The organism is Arthrobacter sp. SlRoot2-15, assembly GCF_059739345.1.
The window spans coordinates 3,560,451-3,583,469 of the sequence record NZ_AP046058.1; the positions used below are offsets into that span (position 1 = coordinate 3,560,451).

Genomic DNA, 23,019 nt, shown 5'->3' on the forward strand with positions numbered 1-23,019 from the left:
CTCGCGAAGGGCTGACAACAGAAAATAGAGGAGTCAAAGATGTCTCTTGGAATAGTTTTCCTGTCCGAAGTATTCGGCACCGCAATGCTGACCCTGCTGGGTTGCGGCGTTGTGGCCAACGTCGCGCTCAAAGGCACCAAGGGCAACAACGGCGGGTTCCTGATGGTCACCTGGGGATGGGGCATTGCCGTCTTCTCCGGTGTCTTCGTTGCCGCCAAGTCGGGCGCGCACCTGAACCCCGCCGTGACCTTCGGGCTGCTGCTCAACGGCAAGAAGGAGTACGCCCCCGGGGTCGCGGTCGACTTCGGCTCCACCCTGACCTACTTCGGCGGTGAACTGCTCGGGGCGTTCCTGGGCGCCGTCGTGATGTGGCTGGCACACAAGCAGCACTTCGACGTCGAACCCGAGCCCGCCAGCAAGCTGGGTGTCTTCTCCACCGGCCCCGCCATCCGCTCCACCCCGTGGAACCTGGTCACGGAGATCATCGGCACCTTTGTCCTCGTATTCGTCATCCTCACCTTCGGCGGGACCCCCTCCGGGCTGGGCCCGCTGGCCGTGGCCCTGCTGGTTGTCGGCATCGGTGTCTCCCTCGGCGGCCCGACCGGCTACGCCATCAACCCCGCCCGTGACCTGGGCCCGCGCATCGCCCACGCCCTGCTGCCGATCAAGGGCAAGGGTTCCTCCGACTGGAGCTACTCGTGGATCCCAGTGGTCGGACCGCTCGTCGGCGGCGGACTCGCCGGCGTCGTGGCAGCCGTGGTGCCGATCGTCGCGACCGCCGCAGCCTCCTAGGAATCACAGCCGTACGCATCAATTTCAACCGCAGGCCCAACCGACAAGGACGTCAGCATGAACCAGTATGTAATCGCCATTGACCAGGGAACCACGAGCACCCGCGCCATCGTGTTCGACCACAGCGGCAACATCGTTTCCTCCGGCCAGATGGAACACGAACAGATCTTCCCGCAGGCCGGCTGGGTGGAGCACGACCCCGCCGAGATCTGGAACAACACCCGCGAGGTCATCGCCTCCGCACTGTCCAAGGCCAACCTGACCCGTCACGACATTGCCGCGGTCGGCATCACCAACCAGCGCGAAACCGCGGTGGTCTGGGACAAGACCACCGGCAAGGCGGTGTACAACGCGATCGTGTGGCAGGACACCCGCACCCAGTCGATTGTCGACGAGCTGGCCAAGGACGGCGGCCCGGAGCGCTTCAAGCAGAAGGTGGGACTGCCGCTGGCAACCTACTTCTCCGGCACCAAGATCAAGTGGATCCTGGACAACGTCGAGGGCGCCCGCGCCAAGGCCGAGGCCGGGGACCTGGTCTTCGGCAACACCGACTGCTGGGTGCTCTGGAACCTCACCGGCGGGACCGACGGCGGCGTGCACGTCACGGACGTCACCAACGCCTCGCGGACCATGTTCATGGATCTCGAGACGCTGTCCTGGGACCAGGAGATCCTGGACGCCTTCGGTGTCCCGGCCTCGATGATGCCGGCCATCAAGTCCTCCTCCGAGGTCTACGGCACCGTCCACACGTCCCAGCTGCTGCGCGAGGTGCCGGTGGCCGGCATCCTCGGCGACCAGCAGGCGGCGACATTCGGCCAGGCCGCGTTCGACGCCGGCGAGGCCAAGAACACCTACGGCACGGGCTGCTTCCTCATCTTCAACACCGGTGAGGAGATCGTCCACTCCAAGAACGGGCTGCTGACCACGGTCGGCTACAAGCTCGGCGACGCCGCACCGCACTACGCCCTGGAAGGCTCCATCGCCGTCACCGGATCCCTGGTGCAGTGGCTGCGCGATAACCTCGGCATGATCGGCAGCGCCCCGGAGGTCGAGACCCTGGCGGCGTCGGTCGAGGACAACGGCGGCGTGTACATCGTGCCGGCATTCTCCGGCCTCTTCGCACCGTACTGGCGTTCCGACGCCCGCGGCGCGATCGTCGGCCTCACCCGGTTCGTGAACAAGAACCACATCGCCCGCGCGGCCCTGGAGGCCACCGCCTTCCAGACCCGCGAGGTGCTCGACGCCGTCAACGCCGACTCCGGTGTGCCGCTGACCGAGCTCAAGGTCGACGGCGGCATGGTCGCCAACGACGCCCTGATGCAGTTCCAGGCCGACATCCTGGGTGTCCCGGTGATCCGGCCGAAGGTGGTCGAGACGACCTCGCTCGGCGCCGCCTACGCGGCCGGCCTCGCCGTCGGCTTCTGGAAGGACCTGGGCGAGTGCTCGGCCAACTGGTCCGAGGATAAGCGCTGGGAGCCGAAGATGGACCAGGCTGAGCGCGAGCGCCAGATGCGCCTGTGGAAGAAGGCCGTCACCAAGTCCATGGACTGGGTCGACGAGGACGTGAAGTAGCCTTCCTCCCGGCGGTCACCCGCAGCACGGAAGAGCTCCGGTCAGCCAGGCTGACCGGAGCTCTTCCGTGTGGGGCGGGAACCGCGGGCCGGTGCCGGCTGCGGGCCGCGCCCGTCAGGAGCCGGTACGCGGATACGCGACGACGGCGCGCGGCGTCTTGGCGTAGACGTCCTTGCTCACGGTGTAGCCCCGCCCGTCCAGTGCGAGTGCCTGGGCGTTCACATGCTCGAGTTCGGCGCGGCTGAGCTTCTTGATCTTGACGAGGTCCATGAACTCCTGGCTGTCACCGCCGGAAGCCGTGACCTTCACGAGCCCGATGCCGGGGGCGTAGTACTTCCGCTGGTGGCCCGCGCTCGGCGGATCCAGCGGGTTGAACTCGTCGATCACCATCACATCGTTGTAGCAGCCCGTCGGGACGCAGACCCGCAGGTTTTTGTACAGCACGTCCCCGCAGTCCAGGAAGTCCACCTTCGGTGCGTAGGCCTGCACGTAGGCGGGGGTGTTGCGGTGCGGTTCCGCCTGCATCGCGATGCCGGCCTGTGCCCGCTGGATGCCGCTGATGAAGGTGCTGGGCGCGCCGACGAATGTTCCGTTTTCGTATTCCTCGGGGTATTCGCCGAACAACCAGACGTCGCCCTTGTCCGACTGGGCAAAGAACGCGAGTTCGGACTCGGTGAGCTCGCCGTCGGAGTAGTCCCGGTCCCACATCACGAGGGTCTTGACGCCGTCGATCACCTTGGTCAGGCCGGTGACCGTGTGGACCACGGTGTGGGCGCTTGTGCCCCCGGCGTCCGTGACGGTCCCTGTCGTGGTGAATTGCATGCCGGGGACCAGCGGGAACCACTTATTGTCGATCCGCGGCGACGACGGATAATCGTCCCGGTCGAACCTGATCGCCGACCCCGGCCCGCAGAGCTCCTGGCCCGACGGCGCGGCGGCGGCCGCCGGTGCCGACGTCGCGGTGAACGTCGCCAGCACCAGCAGGGCAGCCGAGCCGTAGGCGGTGAACCGCCTTCGTCGCTGAAACATGAAACACGCCTCTCTTTGGGGTTGTGTGCCGCGGCTAGCCGGCGGTGGCCGGCTGGGCCGCATGGAGCCCGTGCTCGCGCTCCGCGCGGCCCTTGGCGAACCGCAGGTAGAGCGAGGGGACGATAAACAGGTTCACCAGGGTCGAGGTGACCAGGCCGCCGAGGATGACGACGGCCATGGGGTGCTCGATCTCATGCCCCGGAATGTTGCCCATGACCACCAGCGGCACGAGGGCCAGGGCCGTGGCCAGGGTGGTCATCAGGATCGGGGACAACCGCTCGGCGGCGCCGCGCAGCACCAGTCCGGGGCCGAACCGCACGCCCTCGAATTGTTCGAGGTGCTGGCAGTGGTTGATCAGCAGGATGCCGTTGCGGGCGGCAATGCCCATCACCGTGAGGAAGCCGACCAGCGAGCCCAGGGACAGGATCCCGCCGCTGAGGTGCGCTGCGAGGACACCGCCCACCAGGGCCACCGGCAGGGTCAGGATCACCAGAGTCGCCAGCCGCCAGCTGCGGAAAGCCGCCTGCAGCAGCAGGAAGATCACCGCGATGGCGCCCACCGAGAAGACCAGCAGGCGCTGGGAGGCGGCCTGCCGTTCCGCGTACTCACCGAGGACGTCGGCGTGGTAGCCGGTCGGGAACTCCACGGTCTCGAGGTTGCCCTTCAGTTCCTCCACGACCTTGACCAGGTCGCCTTCCTTGACGTTGGCACTGACATCGAGCCGGCGTGAGCCCTCCGAACGCTCGATCACGTTCGGGGTCGGCTTGACCGAGATCTTGGCCACGTCGGCGAGCTTGATCCGCTGCCCGCTCGGGGTGTCCATCTGCAGGTTCTCGATGCTGGTGACGCTGGTGCGCGTCTCCGGCGGGCTCCAGACCTGCACGTCGTAGGCTTTGCCGTCGCGGTAGACGTCGCCGACCTCCTCGCCGGCGACCAGGGTGGCCGCGGCACGCCGCACGTCACCCGGCTTGAGCCCGTACTGGTTGGCGGCGGCCAGGTTCACTTCGACGTCGATCTGCGGCACGTCCACCTGCAGCGCAATCTTCGCGCCGACGGCACCCTCGATTCCGCCGAGGATTTTCTTGACCTTGTCCGCTTCCTTCCGGAGAACGGCGAGGTCGTCGCCGTACACCCGGACGACAACGGCGTAGCCGGTGCCGGTGAGCACTTCCCGGACGCGTTCCTTGAGGTAGGTCTGGACGTCCCGGTGGATGCCGGGGTAGCCGTCCACCAGTTCCTGGACCGAGGCGAGGGTCTTGCCGTAGTCCGCCGCGGGATCGATGCTGATCCAGTTTTCGCCGAAGTTGACGCCGACGACTTCATCGGCCGCAAACGCCTGCCCGATGTGGGATCCGCAGTTGCGCACCCCGGGCACCGTCATCAGCTCCTTGCAGGCCAGTTGGCTGACCCGGACCTCCTCGGAATTCGACGTTCCCGGCTGGGTGACCCAGTGCATCAGGAAGTCGCGTTCCTTGAAGGACGGGAGCAGCGACTGGCCCAGGAGGGGCGCGGCCACAATGCCCACCACACCCAGCGCCGCCAGCGACAGGTAGCCCGGGAGCGGGCGGCGGACGATGGGCCGGAGCCCGGCGCCGTACCAGCGCTTGAGGACCCGGACCAGCGGCGGGTCGCGGTCCTCAAGCTTCGCGTTACGCAGGAAGATGTACGCCATGGCCGGGGTTACGGTCAGGGCCACCAGCATGGACGCGAACACGGCCAGGGTGTAGGAGATGGCCAGCGGCCGGAAGAAGGATCCGGTGAGGCCGTCCAGGAAGAAGATCGGCACGGTGGCCGCGACGATGATCAGGGTCGCGTAGACAATCGGGCCGCGGACCTCCAGGGAGGCGTTGACCACCACCCGCGCCGCGCTGTCGGTGCCGCCGGCAGCCCGGTGCTGGCGGAGCCGGCGGACGATGTTTTCGACGTCGATAATGGCATCGTCCACCACCACCCCGACGGCGATCACCAATCCCGCTAGCACCATCGTGTTGACCGTGCCTCCTGTCCAGTAGAGGACCAGGGCCGCCGTCAGCAGCGAGAGCGGGATGGCCGCCACGCTGACCAGCGCGGTGCGCCACTGGAACAGGAACACGCTGAGGACCAGGATCACGAGCAGGCAGCCCAGCAGCAGGGCCACGCTGAGGTTGCCGAGGGATTCCTCGATGAAGGTCGCCGGCCGGAACAGCGTGGTGTCCACCGCTATGCCGGTGAGGCCCGGCTGGAGCTCCTTCAGGGCTTCCTCCACGCCGCGGGTGACCTCCAGCGTGTTGCCCCAGGGGAGCTTCTCCACGATCAGCATCAGGCCGGGTCCGCCGTTGATGACGGCGTCGCCGATCAGCTGCTGGTGGTCCTCGACAACGGTGGCAACGTCGGCGAGGCGCAGCGGTTCCTGCCCCTCACGCTGTTCCAGCGCGACCTGGGCCAGTTGCTGCGGACCGGTAATCGGCTGGACGTGGCGGATGCTCAGGCTCTGGCTCGGCGTCTCGAGTGCGCCGCCGGTGCCGATCAGGGCGCCGGGGGAGTACTTGAGCAGCCCGGCGTCCAAAGCGTCCGAGGTGGAGTTCATCACGTTTTCCAGCGTGACGTCGTGGGCGGCCAGCTTGGCCGGATCCACCTGGACCTGCAACATCTGCAGGCGCTCACCCCAGATGGCCACGTTGGCCACGCCCGGTACCCGCAGCAGGTGGGCCCGGATGTTCCAGTAGGAGATCATCGACATTTCGATCAGCGAGCGCGTGTCCGAGGACAACCCGATCTTCATGACCCGGCTCGTCGAGGACAGCGGCTGGAGCATCACCGGCGGCGCCGCCCAGGTGGGCAGCGTCGGGATGACGGTCGCCATCCGCTCGGACACCATCTGCCGGGCGTTGAGGACATCGGTCCCGGGTTTGAACTCGAGCACGATGGAGGAGAGTTGGGACACCGACTTGGACCGCATGTGGTCCAGGCCGTCGATCCCGTTGAACGCCTCCTCCATCGGGACAGAGACGAGTTCCTCGACCTCGGACGCCGTCAGGCCCAGACACGCGGTCTGCACCTCGACCTTGGGCGGCGCGAATTCGGGGAACACGTCCACCGAGGCTGTGCTGAGCTGGGCACTGCCTACGATCATCAAGGCAGCGGCCATCGCAACGATGATGGACCGGAACCTTAGGCTCGTCGCAATGATCCGGCGCATGTCAGTGCGCCGTATCGAACTCTGCGCCGAACAGTTCTGCCGCGCCGACGGTGACGATGGCGGTGCCCGCCGGCGGGCCGGCGGTGGCGGTCACGACGCCGGCTTCGACCTTCGCGACCGTGACCGCCTGGCGCTGGTAGACACGTTCCTCCGGATTCGTGTACACCCAGGTCTTGCCGCTCGCGTCGTAGAGCAGGGACGCGTACGGAAGCAGCACCTCGGTGCCGGTCGCTCCCGGCTTGACCGTGTCCGTCTTCAGCTCAAGCCGCTGCACAGCGCGGGCATTGAGGGTGATCTTGGCGATTCCCGTGGTGGCGTTCTTCTCCACCTTGGCCGGGTCGTTGGCCAGTTGGACCGAGGAACTGCTGGCCGCCGGAGTCGCCGCGCAGGCAGGCAGGGAACTCAGGAGTGCTGCACAGACAGCGGCCGCCAGGGGCAGACGCCGGAGGGGCTTTTGGCTGGTCATCTTACTTCCACCTTTTCCTGCATTACGGGAACTTCGGATTCATTGACGGATTCCCATTCCTCGGGCCCTTCCTTCGGGCCGAACCAGAACACCAGGAGCGGGAACACAAAGAGCGCACAGAGCGTCGCGGTGACGAGGCCGCCGACGATGATCAGCAGCATCGGGCCCAGGACGGTCTGGCCGATGACTCCGCCGAAGACAGCCGGCGGGATCAGCACCAGAACGGTGATCAGGGCGGTCTTGAGGACCGGGGAAATCCGGTCGCGGGCTGCCGCCATCACGACCGCCGCCCGGGAGGCTGCCGGATCTTCCAGCCACAGTTCGTCGCAGCGCGCCGAGAGCAGCGCCGCGTTCCGGGCCGTGATGGCCAGGACCGCCGCGAACGCCGTCAGCACAATCTGCGAATTCACCGCCCCGGACAGCCATGCCGCCACGGTGCCGCCGGCCAGGGCCGCCGGCAGGGACAGGAAGACCGCGAGGGCGAGCTTCCAGCTCCGCAGCGCCGTCTGCAGGAGGATCAGCACGGCCAGGAAGGCTGCGATGGCCAGACCGACCACCATGGTGTCGGCCGCCTGGTTCTCGCTGTACTTGGTCGGGATCTCGGCGTGATACTCGAGCGGGAACTCGATCTTCCGGACGGCATCGTTGATGTCCCGCTGGATGTCCGCGAGGGGACGGCCGCTGACGTCCGCGATCACGTCGATCCGCCGCGAGGTGTCATCGTGCATGATCACCACCTCGTTGGGGACCAGCCGCACCGCGGCGATGTCGCCGAGCTTGACGTGGCCGCCGTCGGGGGAGTCCAGCAGCAGGTCCCGCACGCTGGTCAGGTCGTCCCGGACGTCGACGGCGCCCCGGACCACAACCTCGAACACCTTCTGCTGTTCGAAGAGGTTGCCAACGACAATGCCCTGCATCAGGGCCGCCGCGGCGCGCCGGGCGTCACCTGGTTTGATGCCGACCTTCTGGGCCGCCTCCAGGTTGACTTCGACCTCCACGATGGGAGTCTTGGGCGTCTGGTTGACCCGGGGGTTTCCCACGCCGCTGACGCCGGCGATTGCCTTGCGGACTTCCTCAGCCTTCTGCTGCAGCACGGTCATGTCCGTGCCGTAGACGCGGACCGCGAAGCCCGGGTCCAGGGTGCTGCGGAGTTCGCCGATCTGCTGCTGGGAGTAGTTGACGACGTTGTTCGCGATGCCCGGGTAGCCCTTGACGACTTCACGGACGGCGCTTTCGGTCGCCGCGTAGTCCGCGTCCGCCGCGATGGACACCCACAGTTCCGCGGAACTGTTGCCGACCACCTGATCCGCGGCGATCGCCCGGCCGACGTGCCCGCCGACCCCTGAAACGCCGGGTACCGTCCGGAGTTCGTCCGAGGCGCGCGCTGCGATCCGGGTGACTTCCGCGTTGGAGGTTCCGGCCATGGCATCCCACTGGACCAGGAGGGTCCTGTCCGGCAGCGTCGGAACCACAGGGCGGTTGCCGACCAGCTGGGATGCGGCCGCCAGGCCCAGCACGCCGACGACGGCGACGGCAGCGATGCCGAGGGCCGTGCGGGAGCGGGCTGCCGTCAGGGTGCGCTGGTAGGAGGCGCGGGCCCGGTCAAATCCCGCCGATTCCCGCCGGAAGGACGCATCGCGGGGCAGGAGCAGGTGCACCAGCACGGGTGTGACGGCGAGGCCTACGATCAGCGAGGCAAGCAGAGCCAGCACCAGGGCCCAGATCAGCGGACGGAAGAATGCCCCGCCGATCCCGGAGGCGAAGAGCAACGGTACCAGGGGGATCAGCATGATGAGCGAGGCGTGGAACAGCGGGGTGCGCACGCTGTGGACGGCGTACCCGATCCGTGAGCGGAAGTCCGCGGCCGGGTCGGAAGAACCGTCGTAGTCGGCCCGGCGCCGGCGCTGGGCCTGCACATCCTCGATGATGTCGCCCACAATCAGGGCGACGCCCAGGAAGATACCGACCAGGACCGCCACGTTCAAAGTGGCCCCCTGCAGCTGCAGGACCACGGCCGCCGTCGTCACCGAGGTGGCCAGGGCAACCAGGCCGATCACGGCCACGCGCCAGGAGCGGAACAACAGCCAGAACAGGGCAACGGCGATCAGCAGGCTGAACAGCAGCGCGAGCGCCAGGCCGTCCACCGAGTCCTGCAGAGCCGCCGCCGGGCGGAACACCGAGGTGTCCATCTGGACGCCGGCGAGGCCCGGTTCGAGGTCTTTCAGCGCCGCTTCAATGTCCTTGGTGACCTCGAGCGCGCTGGTCCCCGGGAACTTCTCGATCACCAGCAGCAGGCCCGGATCCTGTCCGACCACCGCGTCGCCGATCAGCGGCTGGTGGTCCTCCCGGACCTTGGCAATGTCCCCGAGGAGCAACCGCGGGTTGGTGTCCTCGACGCTGACCTTGGAGAGGTCCGCCGGGGTGCGGATCGGCAGGACGTGCTGGATGCCGAGGCGCTGGCTGGGGGACTCTACGAAGCCGCCGGTGCCCGGCGTGGACGCTTCAAGGAAGCTTAGCGGCGAGACCCAGACGGCGTTGCCGGTGGATTTGATCACCTGCTCCAGTGTGATGCCCTTCTCCTGCAACTGGGTGGGGGTAACCTCCACCTGCAGCTGCTGTTCGCGCTGGCCCCAGATGGCCACGTTCGCCACCCCCGGGATGCCGATCAGCCGAGGCTTGATCTTCCACCGGGCCAGGACGGACATTTCGATGCCGGAGAGCTGCTTGGAGCTCATCCGGACCATCATCACGCGGCTGGTCGATGACATCGGCTGCATGATCAGCGGCGGGGATGACACGTTCGGCAGGGCGTGTGCCTGGGTCATCCGTTCCGCCACTAGCTGCCGGGCCCTGAGCAGGTCGGTGCCCGGCTGGAAGACGAGTTCGATGGAGGACAGGCCCGGAACCGACTTCGAGCGGATTTCGTCCAGCCAGGCCACCCCGTTGAGGAGGTCGGCTTCCATCGGTGAGGTGATGAGCTGTTCGACTTCAACAGCGGAGAGGCCCAGGGCCTCGGTCTGGATCTCGACCTGCGCGGGGGCGAACTCGGGCATGCTGTCGACAGCCATCCGGGGCACATTGACAACGCCGAAGGTGACAAGCCCGGCTGCGAGAGCCAGAACCAGGATGCGGAACTGCATACTGAACCGGGTAATCCAGCCGAACATGGCTAGACCTTTTCCGGGCGGCGGCCGGCCGCGCGGGAGCGCGGTGGCAGTTTAGCGAATTGTGGCAGGGCAGACGCACGCAAACGATACATATCAGGCTCCTCAACCCGAGACCGTTTACGAATCCCCCCCCGAGATCTTGAGTGCATAGTGTCCCTGTTCGAAACTTTTAGCAACCTCTCAGGATTTCCCCCGCCCAGTCCCCAAAAACGCCCGTATCATGCCTCAGTGGCGCCCGCTGCGGGTACCCTTCCCTGCCGCCGAAAAACTACTTGCCGAGGACCGAATCAATACCCATAAACTGACGGCCGGCTACTTGCCTTTAGAGTTGTATTACTCGTTGCGTATTTCTACCCTACGGGAGTCCGGGGGCCCGATATCGGCGTAAGTACCACCGCCTATTCACCGGGGAAATATAACAATTTGGTATCGCTCGAGGGGATTGTGCGGCCCAATTTCGAGCGGGCCTCGCCCCGGAAGCCGCGCGAAGGCGCTAAAGTAGTTCCATGCGCGCGATCCTTCTGCTTAGCTAGCCGCCCGGCATCCCGAACTCCATCTCGGATTGCCGAGCGGCAGCCCCTCCATGTCGAGGGGCTTTTGTGTGTCTGGGGCTCCCCGGGCCCGGCGGCAGGAAGACCGCGAAAGATCAGCTGCCGGGGACGGGGAACCATCCCGGCGGGGCGGAAGCTTGACAGGACCAGCGCTTGGAAACACAAGCCTGAAAGACAGAAGAGGCCAGCAGTGAGCGTTCAGCCGGAGACAGAAACCGGAACAGCAGCAGCCGCAGCGAACGAAGGCCCCGAAGAGGGCGCCTACAGCTTCGCCGCCATGGAGGCCAAGTGGCCGCAGGTCTGGGAAGACCTCAAGGTCTTCACGCCCCTGGATGACGGTTCGAAGGAACGCCGCTACGTGCTGGACATGTTCCCGTACCCGTCCGGCGACCTCCACATGGGCCACGCCGAAGCGTTCGCAATGGGCGACGTCGTCGCGCGCTACCTGCGCCAGCAGGGTTATGACGTGCTGCACCCGATCGGCTGGGACTCCTTCGGCCTGCCGGCCGAGAACGCCGCGATCAAGCGCAACGCGCACCCCAGCGAGTGGACCTACGCCAATATCGATACGCAGGCGGCATCGTTCAAGCGTTACGCCATCTCCGCGGACTGGTCCCGCCGGCTGCACACCTCGGACCCCGGCTACTACCGCTGGACCCAGTGGCTGTTCAAGCGCTTCTACGAGCGCGGCCTGGCCTACCGCAAGGACTCGCCGGTCAACTGGTGCCCCAAGGACCAGACCGTGCTGGCCAACGAACAGGTCGTCAACGGCGCCTGTGAGCGGTGCGGCACCGCCGTGACGAAAAAGTCCCTGAATCAGTGGTATTTCAAGATCACCGACTACGCCGACCGTCTGCTGGACGACATGGACGAGCTGCGCGGGCACTGGCCCGAGCGGGTCCTGGCCATGCAGAAGAACTGGATCGGCCGCTCCGAGGGCGCCCACGTCACCTTCGTGGTCGAGGCCGACGGCGGCAAGCCCGCCAAGGACGTCACCGTCTTCACCACCCGCCCGGACACCCTGTACGGTGCGACGTTCTTTGTGGTGGCCGCGGACGCGCCGCTCGCCGTCGAACTGGTCACCGAGGAACACGCCGAGGCCCTGGACGCGTACCGCGAACAGGTCAAGGCGCTCTCCGAGATCGAGCGGCAGTCCACCGAACGGGAAAAGACCGGCGTCTTTACCGGCCGCTATGCCATCAACCCGCTCAACGGCGAGAAGCTGCCCGTCTGGGCCGCCGACTACGTCCTGGCGGACTACGGCACCGGCGCCATCATGGCCGTCCCTGCCCATGACCAGCGCGACCTGGACTTCGCCAAGACCTTTGACCTGCCGGTCCGGGCGGTGCTGGACACCGGCGAGGAAGACCCCGCGGTCTCCGGCACGGCAACGGCCGGCGAAGGAACGCTGATCAACTCCGGTGCGCTGGACGGACTGCCCAAGGCCGAAGCCATCCCGGCGGCCATTGCCATCCTGGAGCAGCAGGGCACCGGGGAGAAGTTCGTGAACTTCCGTCTGCGCGACTGGCTGCTGAGCCGTCAGCGGTTCTGGGGCACCCCGATCCCGATCATCCACTGCCCGGCGTGCGGCGAGGTGCCCGTCCCGGACGAGCAGCTGCCGGTTACCCTGCCGGAGAACCTGCGCGGCGAAGACCTGTCCCCGAAGGGGACTTCCCCGCTGGCCGCCGCCGAGGCGTGGGTCAACGTGGAGTGCCCCAGCTGCCACGGTCCGGCCAAGCGCGACACGGACACCATGGACACCTTCGTGGACTCGTCCTGGTACTTCCTGCGCTTCGTCTCGCCGGAGTACACCGAGGGCCCGTTCGACCCGGCCAAAATCAACGACTGGATGCCGGTGGGCCAGTACGTCGGCGGCGTCGAGCACGCCATTCTGCACCTGCTGTACGCCCGCTTCTTCACCAAGGTCATCCACGATCTGGGCCTGATCGAGGCGGACGAGCCGTTCCGGGCGCTGCTGAACCAGGGCCAGGTACTCAACGGCGGCAAGGCCATGAGCAAGTCCCTCGGCAACGGCGTGGACCTGGGTGAGCAGCTGGACAAGTTCGGCGTCGACGCCGTGCGCCTGACCATGATCTTCGCGTCCCCGCCGGAGGACGACGTCGACTGGGCGGATGTTTCGCCGTCGGGCTCCGCGAAGTTCCTGGCCCGCGCCTGGCGGCTGGGCCAGGACGTCACGAGCGAACCCGGCGTCGACTTCGCCACCGGCGACCGCGCGCTGCGCACCGTCACGCACCGCACCATCGCGGACGCCGAGGCGCTGCTGGACTCCAACAAGTTCAACGTCGTCGTGGCCAAGCTGATGGAGCTGGTCAACGCGACCCGCAAGACCATTGATGCCGGCGCCGGCGGCGCGGATCCTGCGGTGCGCGAAGCGGTGGAAGCCGTCGCGGTCATCCTGAGCCTGTTCGCCCCCTACACGGCCGAGGACCTGTGGAACGCGCTGGGGCACCCGGCGTCCGTCGCCAATGCCGGCTGGCCCACGCACGACGAAGCCCTCCTGGTGCAGGACACGGTCACCGCCGTCGTCCAGGTCCAGGGCAAGGTGCGCGACCGCCTCGAGGTGTCCCCGGGCATCTCCGAGGACGAACTGCGCGAACTGGCGCTGGCCTCGGAGAACGTCCAGCGCGCGCTGGACGGCCGGGGTATCCGCACCGTGATTGTGCGGGCGCCTAAACTGGTCAACATCGTCCCGGCCTAGCCGGGCAGGCCAGCGTTTGAACCGGCCGCCGGCACTCGCCGGCGGCCGGAACCCTTTCCAGGAGGTGCCCCGTGCCGGACCGTGAGCCCCCGGGCTGGCCGTGGCTGCGCGAGCGCCTCATCCGGCTCCGCCAGGCCGCCCGGCCCGAAGCGGTACCTGAACCGGTGCCGGCGGTGGCCGTGCGCACGGCCGTGGTCACCGACTCCGCGGCGGCCCTGCCGGCGGACTGGGTGCGCGACTTCACCGCCGACGGCCGCCTCAGCGTGGTTCCGATGCCGGTGATGGTGGGCGAGGAGATCTATGGCGAGGGCGAGGACGACATCGCAGAGACCATCGCCGTCGCCCTGGCCGGCGGGGTTCCGGTCCGGACCTCCCGGCCCTCACCCGGCCAGTTCGAACAGGCGTACCTCGCCGCGGCGGCCCGTGGCTTCGAAGCGGTGGTCTCCATCCACATTTCCGGCGAACTCTCCGGCACCGCCGACTCGGCGCGCCTCGCGGCGGCCCGGGTGGGTATACCGGTGGAAGTCCTGGATTCCCGCACCGTCGGGATGGCGCAGGGCATGGGCGTGCAGAGCGCCGTCGTCGCGGCCGCCGACGGCAGGAGTGCCGACGAGGTCAAGGCCTTTGCCGAGGAGCGACTGGCCCGCACCAAGGTCTACTTCTACGTCCCGAGCCTAGAGCAGCTGCGCCGCGGCGGCCGGATCGGCGCGGCCGCCTCGCTCTGGGGGACCATGTTCTCGATCAAGCCGATACTCGCGGTCGAAGGCGGCAAAGTCGTGCCGCTGGAAAAGGTCCGCTCCGCGGCCCGGGCCATTGCCCGGCTCGAGGAAATCGCCGCAGCGGATGCGCTGACCAGACCCGACGGGGAAGCCCGGATTGCGGTGCACCACTTCGGCAACCCGGCCGAGGCGGAGCAAGTGGCCTCCCGGCTTGCGCGGATGCTTCCGGATTGCCCGCCGGCGCAGATCAGTTCGCTGCCCGCTGTGCTGGCGGCCCACGCCGGACTCGGCGTGCTGGCCGTGATCGTGGGGGAGAGCAGCACCCCGCTGCCGGGGACGTCCGGTCCCGCCGCGGCGTCCACGGGGCCCGGGGGGCTCGGAGGCCCCAGGCCGCTTTCCACATAGCCGATCCGGCGCCTGCCGAGGGTGCGGCGCCGTCCCTAGGCTGGGTTCCATGTCGCGCCGAGATCCGGGAGTCGAAGCCCGCAGCGCAGTCCACCCGGTCACGGGCCCAGCCCGGCACCGCTGGACCGCCAGCCTGGGCCCTGCGCGGCAGGACGCTTTGCTCGCCGCCGCGCCAGCCGCAGCGGCCACAGCCGCCCCGGAGGCGGGCGCCGCTGCGGGGCTCCCTGCCGCAAGGTTCAGATGGCGGACCGGCCGCCGTGCCACGGCGTTGCTTGCGGCCCTATCGGTGCTGCTGGGAGGCTGGTTCTGGTGGCAGGCCGCCGTCGGCGCACCCCGGGCCCAGCCCCTGGGGGAACCGTCCCGCGCAGGCGCCGAGGACCGTGCGGCTCCTGCCGGTGCCGGGGCTGGTGAGCCGGGTCCCGGCGGGCAGGACGGCTCGGGCCCGGCCGGAGCCGAGCCCTCCGGCACATCGACGGGCGGCACGATCGTGGTCCACATTGCCGGTGCCGTGGCGCGCCCCGGCATTGTGCAGCTCGCGACGGGAAGCCGGCTCCACGAGGCCATCACGGCCGCCGGCGGAAGCACGGGAACCGCCGACCTGGACCGGCTCAACCTCGCCGCCCTACTTGAGGACGGCCAAAAGATCCTCGTCCCGGAGCGGGGCAGCACCGACGCCGCCGTCCCCGGCGCCGGAGCCGACGGGTCGGGTGCTTCCGGCGGCACCGGCCCCCCGGCCAAGGTCAACCTCAACACCGCCGACGTCGAAGAGTTGGCAACGCTGCCCCGGGTCGGGCCGGTCCTGGCCCAGCGGATCGTGGACTGGCGCAAGCAGCACGGCCGGTTCGGCAGCGTTGATGAACTCGACGCCGTCGAGGGGGTTGGCCCCAAACTGCTCGAGGCCCTGCTACCGCTGGTGCGGGTCTGACATGGCCGGAGAACAGGGGCACCGCTGGCAGTCCTTCCGTGATGCCGCCGCAGCAACCACGGCCCGGGCCGCCGCGCCTGAAGACGGGACGCCGGTAGCCTGGGCGTGGCTGAGAGTCGGGGCCGCCGGATCCGGACGGGCCGCACTGTCCTGGCTCCATCACCGTGTCCGGGCCGCGCAGGAAGGACGGGGCACCGGGTCTACCGAGCCCGGGCGGCGGCGCCGCACCGACCTCCGGCTGGTGCCCGCGGCGCTGCTGGTCTGGGGGACGGCCCTCGCCGCCGGCCGGCTGGAACCTCCGGCGATCGCAGGCCTGTGCGCCGGCTTCGTGGCGGCTGCCCTGGCGCTGCTGGCACCCTGGCACTGGCACTGGCACTGGCACTGGCACCGGCACCGGCGCGGGCGCCCCATGCCCGCCACCCGCAGCCTGCGAGCCACCGCGGCCGCGGCGCTGCTGCTCTCCTGCGCGACTGCCGCCCACGCGGCGGTGGCGTCCATGCAACGGCATGAGGGTGCCGTCGCGGAGGCAGTCGCCGGCGGCGCCTCCGTGATAGCCGAACTGGAAGTCGCAGGTGTGCCGCGGCAGCTCGGGGGAGCGGCGGCCCCCCGACTCACCGCCCGCTGGGCGGTCCCCGCCACGGCCCTGGTGCTGGTCTTTGACGGCCGCCGGGTGGAGTCCCGCACGGCGCTGCTGGTGCTGGGCGGGGACGACTGGGCAACTGCCGAACCGGGCCAGCGGATCCGGACCACCGGCAGGCTCAAGCCGGCCGGCGCCGGCGGAGCGGAGGCCGGAATGCTGACCGCCTCCTCCGCCCCGGTCCGGCTGTCGACGCCCGCTGGCTGGCAACGAGCCCCCGCCGGCCTGCGGCACGGCTTCAGCGCCGCCGCGGCCGGGCTGCCGGGCGACGCGCGCGGGCTCCTGCCCGGCATGGTGACCGGTGACACCGCGGCGCTGGACCCGCAGCTCGCCGCTGCCATGAAGACGGTGGGGATGACCCATCTGACGGCGGTGAGCGGGGCCAACTGCAGCCTGGTCCTGGGGGTCCTGCTGCTGGCTGCCCGCACCCTGCGGCTGCCCCGGCCGGCGGTAGCCGGCTGTGCCCTGGTGGGGCTGGGCCTGTTCGTCCTGATGGTGGGCCCGGATGCCAGTGTGCTGCGGGCCGCGCTCATGGGCGCGGTCGGCCTCTCGGCGCTGGCTTTCGGCCGGGCCGGGCGCGGCCTCAGCCTGCTCTGTGTTGCCTCCACCGGACTGCTGCTCGCCGATCCGGCGCTGGCGGCCGACTTCGGGTTCCTGCTGTCGGTACTGGCCACCCTTGGCATCGTGGTTGCGGCCAGGCCGTTGATGGCCTGGCTACCCGCCGTTGTGCCGCGCTGGTGCGCCGCCGGAATCGCGGTTCCGCTGTCCGCCCAGCTGTTCTGCGGCCCACTCATCGTGCTGCTGCAGCCGCAGTTCTCCAGCTACGCCCTGCCCGCGAACCTCGCCGCTGCCGCGCTGGTGCCTCCGGTGACCGTGGTCGGCACGGCCGCCGTGCCGCTCGTTGCCGTGGTCCCGGCGTTGGCAGCCGTTCCGCTTGCCGTCGCCGGTGCCTTCGCGGGCGGCGTGGCGGGCATTGCCCGGTACTTCGCCGCCCTTCCCGGCGCGGCGCTGCCCTGGCCGGAGGGTGCGTTCGGTGCGTCCACGATGGCGTTGCTTTCCGTGCTGTCCGTGGCCGCCATCTGGCTCGTGACCCACCCCTCCGCTACCCTGGTCCGGGTCCGGATCATCCAGGAACGGATGGCGCTCCTCCTGGCCGCCGCGCTGGACCGGGGAACATCCCCCGGGGGCGCAACGCGCCGACACCACGGACCCGGCCGCCGCGGCTTGGTGGACCGTCCCCGCCGTGGCAGGCTTAGAGTCTGCAAACCAACTTCCCGGAGGAATCACCAGTGGCTGCTGCCCAGACCCAACGCACCCGGACCGCGGCGGCGAACACCGCCACCTGGCGCGATGTGACGCCGGCGCCGGTGGTCCTGGTCGGCGGCCCGGAGGATTACCTTGGTTCCCGCGCCATGGACCGGATCCGCTCCCAGGTCAGGGCGGCCGCCCCCGACGTCGAGGTCACCCGGCTGAACGCCGGCAGCTACGAGCCCGGCACCCTGGCTATGAACGTTAGCCCGTCCCTCTTCGGCGAGCAGAAGCTGATCGAGGTCGAGGGACTGGAGGCCATGAATGACGCCTTCCTCGCCGACTCCCTGAAATACCTGGCCCAGCCCGAGCCCGACGCCGTGCTGGTGTTCCGCCATGGCGGGGGAGTGCGGGGCAAGAAACTCCTGGACGCGATCAAGGCCGGCGGCTGGCCGGTGGTTGACTGCCAGCCGCTGAAGAAGGACGCGGACAAGGCCGCTTTCGTCACGACCGAGTTTAAGGCGGCCGCCCGCCGGATTGAGCAGGACGCCGTGCATGCCCTGGTCAACGCCGTCGGCGCGCAGCTGGCCGAACTCGCCGCCGCCTGCAGCCAGCTGATCGCTGATGCCACCACCGCCGTCGACGCCGACATGGTGGACCGCTACTACGGCGGCCGGGTCGAAGCCACGGCCTTCAAGGTTGCCGACGCCGCCATGGCCGGCAACGCGCCGCTGGCCCTCTCCACGCTCCGCCACGCCCTGGACACCGGAGCGGACCCGGTGCCGATCGTCGCGGCCCTGGCGTCGAAGCTGCGCTCCCTGGCCAAGGTCGCGGGCGCCTCGGGCTCCTCCGGGCAGATCGCGAAGCAGCTGGGCATGCAGCCCTGGCTGGTCGAGCAGGCGCAGCGCGAGGTCAGGCGCTGGACGCCGGAAGGCCTGGTGCGGTCCATCCAGGTCACCGCCGAGGCGGACGCGCAGGTCAAGGGGCTCTCTCGAGACCCGGTTTACGCCGTCGAACACGCCGTGACGGTCATTGCCGGATCGGTGCGCCGCTGACGCTAGGCACGGCGGCTCGCATTGGTCAAACTTCCGCGTTAACTGGCTGTGGCCGGCACCCTGGGGGTGCCGGCCACAATCATCAGTTCGGTTGAACTGGAAAACCTTAGAGTGCGTTGACCTTCTTGGAGATCGCGGACTTGCGGTTTGCAGCGTTGTTCTTGTGAAGAACACCCTTGCTGACAGCCTTGTCGAGCTTCCGGCTGGCAGTAACCAGTGCAGCAGCAGCGGCATCCTTGTCGGTGGACTCAACGGCGGTGTTGACGGCGCGGATGGCCGTCTTCAGCTCGGACTTGACTGCGTTGTTGCGCAGGCGAGCCTTTTCGTTGGTCAGGATGCGCTTCTTCTGGGACTTGATATTAGCCACGTGTGAACTCTCTTTTTCAATGCGGAAAATGGTCTAGAGGGCTTTCAGATTGGCCATTGACTGAGCGGCGTGGGGATACCTATGGCGACCAACCATCTGTGGCCGTCGACCTGCACGGACACACAGCTGTCAATAATAGCAGAGACGCACGGCCGGTGGCGATTTCCGGCGGCCGCCGCGGGTCGCGGGCGGGCCCGCGTGGCGGGATGCCCGGAAGCGGGGGTCAGGACCAGCCATGCCGGTCGCGCAGCGCCGCGGAGATGGCGCGGAAACGTCCCGCGTCGAGGATGGCACCTTCGCGCCGCACGTCCTCGGGATTGATCTGCAGGACGCGGTCCAGCCGTGCCTCACTCGGACGCCACTGCCGGTCCCAGGGGCCGGTGCCGATGTCCACGTAGTCGTCGGCGCGCCGGTCGTCGCCGTCGTGGTCCTTGCTGGTGAGCATCAGGCCGAGCAGGTAGCGGCCCTTGCTCCCCACCAGCAGCACCGGGCGGTCCTTGCCCCGGGTGTGGTCCTCCTCGAACGGCACCCAGGTCCAGACGATCTCGCCGGGTTCGGGCCGGCCGTTGGCGGCGGGGTTGTACTGCACCGTGGCCTTGCCGCGGAAATCGCCCGGGTAGGTACCGGTGAGTCCGCCGGAGGTGGCCGGGGACTTGCCGCCGGCAGGGCGGCCGGGGGGTCGGCCGGGCTTGCCGCCGGTGCGCCGCGTTTGGGCCGGCGCGCCGCCGCCGAGCCGGTCGAGGAAGCGCAGGGCGCCGCGGACGGCGTTGCTGAGGGAACGGAGATTCATGGCCATGGGGAAACCCTACCGGCTGCCTGCCGGCCGGCGCCCGGCCGGCGCCCGGCCGGCACTTGGCCGGCGCCCGGCCGGCACTTGGCCGTGGCCCGGCCGGCGCCTGACCGCGGCGGCTGATGCAGGGCCACGCTCCGGGACGTGGGAGACTATAAGGAACGAGAAATGCGGCGTGCCGCAGCGCGGTGGAACAGGCAACACGGTTCCACCCGCTGCGTTCGGCCGTGGAACAGCCAGCCAGTACAGCTCCCAGGTATTGCCAAACAGTAAGGACCCTGCGTGTCTCCCATGGCCCGCACCGCCCCGGTGCCTGCCGCAACAGATCCGGCCCTCATCCGGAACTTCTGCATCATTGCGCATATTGACCACGGCAAGTCCACACTGGCCGACCGGATGCTCCAGTACACCGGCGTCGTGCAGTCCCGCGACATGAAGGCCCAGTACCTGGACCGGATGGACATCGAGCGCGAACGCGGCATCACCATCAAGTCCCAGGCTGTCCGGATGCCGTGGGAACTGGACGGCACCAGCTACGCGCTGAACATGATCGACACCCCCGGCCACGTCGACTTCACCTACGAGGTGTCCCGGTCGCTGGCCGCGTGTGAGGGCGCCGTGCTGCTCGTGGACGCGGCCCAAGGCATTGAGGCACAGACCCTCGCCAACCTCTACCTGGCGATGGAGAACAACCTCACGATCATTCCCGTCCTGAACAAGATCGACCTTCCCGCCGCCCAGCCGGAGAAGTACGCCGAGGAACTGGCCAACCTCATCGGCGGCGACCCGGACGAGGTGCTGCGCGTCTCCGGCAAGACCGGCGCCGGCGTCGAGGTCCTGCTGGACAAGATCATCCGCGACCTCCCCGCCCCGGTCGGCGATCCAAACGCCCCCGCCCGTGCCATGATCTTCGACTCCGTCTACGACACCTACCGCGGCGTTGTCACCTACGTCCGTGTGGTCGACGGGATGCTGCACCCGCGCGAACGCATCCAGATGATGTCCACCCGCGCCACCCACGAACTGCTCGAAATCGGCGTCAGCTCCCCGGAGCCCACCCCGTCCAAGGGCCTGGGCGTCGGGGAGGTCGGCTACCTGATCACCGGCGTGAAGGACGTGCGCCAGTCCAAGGTCGGCGACACCGTCACCAACCTGGCTAAGCCGGCCAGCGACTCGCTGCCCGGCTACGCCGACGCCAAGCCGATGGTCTTCTCCGGCCTGTACCCGCTGGACGGCACGGACTACCCGGTGCTGCGCGACGCGCTGGAGAAGCTGATGCTCAACGACGCCGCGCTGGTCTATGAGCCGGAGACGTCGGCCGCGCTGGGCTTCGGCTTCCGCGTCGGCTTCCTGGGGCTGCTGCACCTGGAAATCACCCGCGAGCGGCTCGAACGCGAGTACAAGCTGGACCTCATCTCCACCGCCCCCAACGTGGAGTACGAGGTGACGCTGGAGGACAAGAAGGTCGTGCACGTCACCAACCCCAGCGAATACCCCACCGGCAAGGTCTCCGAGGTCCGCGAGCCGATGGTGGCGGCCACCATCCTGGCGCCCAACGAATTCGTCGGCGCCATTATGGAGCTGTGCCAGAGCCGCCGCGGCGTGATGGGCGGCATGGACTACCTTTCCGAGGACCGGGTGGAAATCCGGTACCGCCTGCCGCTGGCCGAGATCGTCTTCGACTTCTTCGACATCCTCAAGTCCAAGACCCGCGGCTACGGCTCGCTGGACTGGAAGGCCGACGGCGACCAGGTGGCCGACCTCGTCAAGGTGGACATCATGCTCCAGGGCGAGCAGGTGGACGCGTTCAGCGCCATCACCCACCGCGACAAGGCCTACGCCTACGGCGTGATGATGACCGGCAAGCTGCGCGAACTCATCCCGCGCCAGCAGTTCGAGGTGCCGATCCAGGCCGCCATCGGCTCCAGGATCATTGCCCGCGAAAGCATTCGCGCCATCCGCAAGGACGTCTTGGCCAAGTGCTACGGCGGTGACATCACCCGAAAGCGCAAACTGCTGGAAAAGCAGAAGGAAGGCAAGAAGCGCATGAAGATGGTGGGCCGCGTCGAGGTGCCGCAGGAGGCCTTCATCGCCGCTCTGACCACGGAAGAGTCCAAGGACAAGGCCAAGAAGTAGCCATGCCAAGCGCGCTTCCCCTCGGTGACCCCGTGCCGCCGGACGGGCTCCTGCCCGGCCAGGCGCTGGAGGGCGCCGCGGACCGGGCCTTCGGGCTCTATGTGCACATTCCGTTCTGCGCCGTCCGCTGCGGCTACTGCGACTTCAACACCTACACCGCCACCGAGCTCGGCGGCGGTGCCTCGCAGGACGCCTACGCCGCCACCGCCGTCGCCGAAGTGGAGTTCGCCGGCCGGGTGCTCACAGCATCGGGGCTACCGGCGCGCCGGCTCAGCACCGTCTTCTTTGGCGGTGGCACGCCCACGCTCCTGCCGGCTGCGGACCTGGCCAGCATCCTGGCGGCCGCGATCAAGACCTGGGGCCTGGAGCCCGGCGCCGAGGTCACCACCGAGGCCAACCCGGACTCGGTCACACCCGAATCACTGCAGCTGCTCGCCGATGCCGCCTTCACCAGGGTCTCCTTCGGCATGCAGTCCGCCGTGCCGCACGTCCTGAAGGTCCTGGACCGCACCCACACGCCCAGCCGTGTGCCGCAGGTGGTCGAGTGGGCCCGCGAGGCCGGCCTCGCCGTCAGCCTGGACCTGATCTACGGCACGCCCGGCGAGTCGCTGGAGGACTGGCGGTATTCGCTCGAGACGGCGCTCTCCTACCGCCCGGACCACATCAGCGCCTACGCGCTGATTGTCGAAGACGGCACCAAGCTCGCCGCCCAGATCCGCCGCGGCGAGGTTCCCGGAATCGACGACGACGACCACGCAGCCAAATATGAGCTCGCCGACGAGCTGATCTCCGCCGCCGGCCTTGGCTGGTACGAGGTCAGCAACTGGGCCCGCACCCCGGAGCAGGCCTGCCGCCACAACCTGGCCTATTGGCGCGGGGACGACTGGTGGGGGATCGGACCCGGCGCACATTCGCATGTGGGCGGGGTCCGCTGGTGGAACGTGAAGCACCCCACGGCCTACGCATCCCGGCTGGGCTCCGGCGTATCACCGGCCGCCGGCCGGGAGACGCTTGATTCTGAAACCCGCCACGTCGAGCGCGTGATGCTCGAGGCCAGGCTGGTGACCGGACTGGACATCCCGGGCCTGGGCGGGCTGGGGGACACCGGACGGCACGCCGTGGCCGGGCTGATCGCGGACGGGCTGGTGGACCCGGTGCAGGCGTTCAAGGGCCGCCTGGTGCTGACGCTCAAGGGGCGGTTGCTGGCGGACGCGGTGGTCCGCAGGATCCTGCCCGACTAGGACGCGGACCGCGCCGGCGGTA

Annotated in this window: 15 protein-coding genes; 9 read left to right on the forward strand and 6 right to left on the reverse strand. The window is 68.7% G+C overall.

Annotation, left to right across the window (positions count from 1 at the left end; translation table 11 throughout):
* Positions 1–39 precede the first annotated feature (39 nt).
* Both AC6I9V_RS16535 and glpK read left to right on the forward strand, forming a co-directional pair.
* On the forward strand, positions 40–792 hold the full coding sequence (locus AC6I9V_RS16535; RefSeq protein ID WP_497900186.1) for an MIP/aquaporin family protein: 753 nt from the start codon (positions 40–42) through the stop codon (positions 790–792).
* Positions 793–849: 57 nt separating this feature from the next.
* Complete coding sequence (gene glpK, locus AC6I9V_RS16540) at positions 850–2,364, forward strand: glycerol kinase GlpK (protein WP_497900187.1); 1,515 nt, start codon at positions 850–852, stop codon at positions 2,362–2,364.
* Between the two features lie 114 nt (positions 2,365–2,478).
* On the opposite strand, the gene AC6I9V_RS16545 is transcribed toward glpK, so the two are convergent.
* Genes AC6I9V_RS16545 through AC6I9V_RS16560 form a run of 4 tightly spaced genes read right to left on the reverse strand, consistent with a single transcriptional unit; the run spans position 2,479 to position 10,204 of the window.
* The gene (locus tag AC6I9V_RS16545; RefSeq protein ID WP_497900188.1) at positions 2,479–3,393 is read right to left on the reverse strand and encodes a hypothetical protein; all 915 of its coding nucleotides are present in this window, start codon (positions 3,391–3,393) and stop codon (positions 2,479–2,481) included.
* Positions 3,394–3,427: 34 nt separating this feature from the next.
* A complete protein-coding gene (locus AC6I9V_RS16550; RefSeq protein ID WP_349413666.1) occupies positions 3,428–6,571 on the reverse strand; it encodes an efflux RND transporter permease subunit in 3,144 nt (1,047 codons plus the stop codon).
* Between the two features lies 1 nt (position 6,572).
* On the reverse strand, positions 6,573–7,037 hold the full coding sequence (locus tag AC6I9V_RS16555; RefSeq protein ID WP_497900189.1) for a hypothetical protein: 465 nt from the start codon (positions 7,035–7,037) through the stop codon (positions 6,573–6,575).
* The gene (locus tag AC6I9V_RS16560; RefSeq protein WP_497900190.1) at positions 7,034–10,204 is read right to left on the reverse strand and encodes an efflux RND transporter permease subunit; all 3,171 of its coding nucleotides are present in this window, start codon (positions 10,202–10,204) and stop codon (positions 7,034–7,036) included. The genes AC6I9V_RS16555 and AC6I9V_RS16560 overlap by 4 nt, the downstream gene beginning before the upstream one ends.
* 741 nt (positions 10,205–10,945) lie before the next feature.
* Here AC6I9V_RS16560 and leuS point away from each other — a divergent pair.
* The 5 genes from leuS to holA all read left to right on the forward strand — a co-directional run bounded on the left by leuS (position 10,946) and on the right by holA (position 18,463).
* Entirely contained in the window at positions 10,946–13,474 is a 2,529-nt protein-coding gene (gene leuS / locus AC6I9V_RS16565) for a leucine--tRNA ligase (RefSeq protein ID WP_497900191.1), read from the forward strand.
* A 71-nt stretch (positions 13,475–13,545) separates the two neighbouring features.
* Complete coding sequence (locus tag AC6I9V_RS16570; RefSeq protein ID WP_497900192.1) at positions 13,546–14,598, forward strand: DegV family protein; 1,053 nt, start codon at positions 13,546–13,548, stop codon at positions 14,596–14,598.
* A 49-nt stretch (positions 14,599–14,647) separates the two neighbouring features.
* Positions 14,648–15,523 (forward strand): helix-hairpin-helix domain-containing protein, encoded by an 876-nt coding sequence (locus tag AC6I9V_RS16575; protein ID WP_497900193.1) that lies wholly within the window; start codon positions 14,648–14,650, stop codon positions 15,521–15,523.
* A gap of 1 nt (position 15,524) precedes the next feature.
* Positions 15,525–17,516 carry a ComEC/Rec2 family competence protein gene (locus AC6I9V_RS16580; protein ID WP_497900194.1) on the forward strand — a complete coding sequence of 664 codons (1,992 nt, stop codon included), beginning with the start codon at positions 15,525–15,527 and terminating at the stop codon, positions 17,514–17,516.
* The gene (gene holA / locus AC6I9V_RS16585; RefSeq protein WP_497900195.1) at positions 17,450–18,463 is read left to right on the forward strand and encodes a DNA polymerase III subunit delta; all 1,014 of its coding nucleotides are present in this window, start codon (positions 17,450–17,452) and stop codon (positions 18,461–18,463) included. The genes AC6I9V_RS16580 and holA overlap by 67 nt, the downstream gene beginning before the upstream one ends.
* A gap of 106 nt (positions 18,464–18,569) precedes the next feature.
* Here the strand turns inward: holA and rpsT are convergent, their stop codons facing one another.
* Both rpsT and AC6I9V_RS16595 read right to left on the reverse strand, forming a co-directional pair.
* Positions 18,570–18,830 carry a 30S ribosomal protein S20 gene (rpsT, locus tag AC6I9V_RS16590; RefSeq protein WP_056739236.1) on the reverse strand — a complete coding sequence of 87 codons (261 nt, stop codon included), beginning with the start codon at positions 18,828–18,830 and terminating at the stop codon, positions 18,570–18,572.
* A 223-nt stretch (positions 18,831–19,053) separates the two neighbouring features.
* The gene (locus tag AC6I9V_RS16595) at positions 19,054–19,626 is read right to left on the reverse strand and encodes a type II toxin-antitoxin system PemK/MazF family toxin (RefSeq protein ID WP_497900196.1); all 573 of its coding nucleotides are present in this window, start codon (positions 19,624–19,626) and stop codon (positions 19,054–19,056) included.
* A gap of 276 nt (positions 19,627–19,902) precedes the next feature.
* Between AC6I9V_RS16595 and lepA the strand changes: the two genes are divergently transcribed.
* Both lepA and hemW read left to right on the forward strand, forming a co-directional pair.
* On the forward strand, positions 19,903–21,756 hold the full coding sequence (gene lepA, locus AC6I9V_RS16600; protein ID WP_349414228.1) for a translation elongation factor 4: 1,854 nt from the start codon (positions 19,903–19,905) through the stop codon (positions 21,754–21,756).
* A gap of 2 nt (positions 21,757–21,758) precedes the next feature.
* Positions 21,759–22,997, forward strand: a complete 1,239-nt coding sequence (gene hemW, locus AC6I9V_RS16605) for a radical SAM family heme chaperone HemW (RefSeq protein WP_497900197.1) — start codon at positions 21,759–21,761, stop codon at positions 22,995–22,997.
* Positions 22,998–23,019 lie beyond the last annotated feature (22 nt).

Excerpts from the sequence above, each read along its gene's own strand:
- AC6I9V_RS16545 (WP_497900188.1), bottom strand. The coding sequence starts at position 3,393 with ATGTTTCAGCGACGAAGGCGGTTCACCGCCTACGGCTCGGCTGCCCTG.
- AC6I9V_RS16550 (WP_349413666.1), bottom strand. The coding sequence starts at position 6,571 with ATGCGCCGGATCATTGCGACGAGCCTAAGGTTCCGGTCCATCATCGTT.
- glpK (WP_497900187.1), top strand. The coding sequence starts at position 850 with ATGAACCAGTATGTAATCGCCATTGACCAGGGAACCACGAGCACCCGC.
- AC6I9V_RS16595 (WP_497900196.1), bottom strand. The coding sequence starts at position 19,626 with ATGGCCATGAATCTCCGTTCCCTCAGCAACGCCGTCCGCGGCGCCCTG.
- AC6I9V_RS16555 (WP_497900189.1), bottom strand. The coding sequence starts at position 7,037 with ATGACCAGCCAAAAGCCCCTCCGGCGTCTGCCCCTGGCGGCCGCTGTC.
- hemW (WP_497900197.1), top strand. The coding sequence starts at position 21,759 with ATGCCAAGCGCGCTTCCCCTCGGTGACCCCGTGCCGCCGGACGGGCTC.
- AC6I9V_RS16575 (WP_497900193.1), top strand. The coding sequence starts at position 14,648 with ATGTCGCGCCGAGATCCGGGAGTCGAAGCCCGCAGCGCAGTCCACCCG.
- AC6I9V_RS16560 (WP_497900190.1), bottom strand. The coding sequence starts at position 10,204 with ATGTTCGGCTGGATTACCCGGTTCAGTATGCAGTTCCGCATCCTGGTT.
- AC6I9V_RS16535 (WP_497900186.1), top strand. The coding sequence starts at position 40 with ATGTCTCTTGGAATAGTTTTCCTGTCCGAAGTATTCGGCACCGCAATG.
- AC6I9V_RS16580 (WP_497900194.1), top strand. The coding sequence starts at position 15,525 with ATGGCCGGAGAACAGGGGCACCGCTGGCAGTCCTTCCGTGATGCCGCC.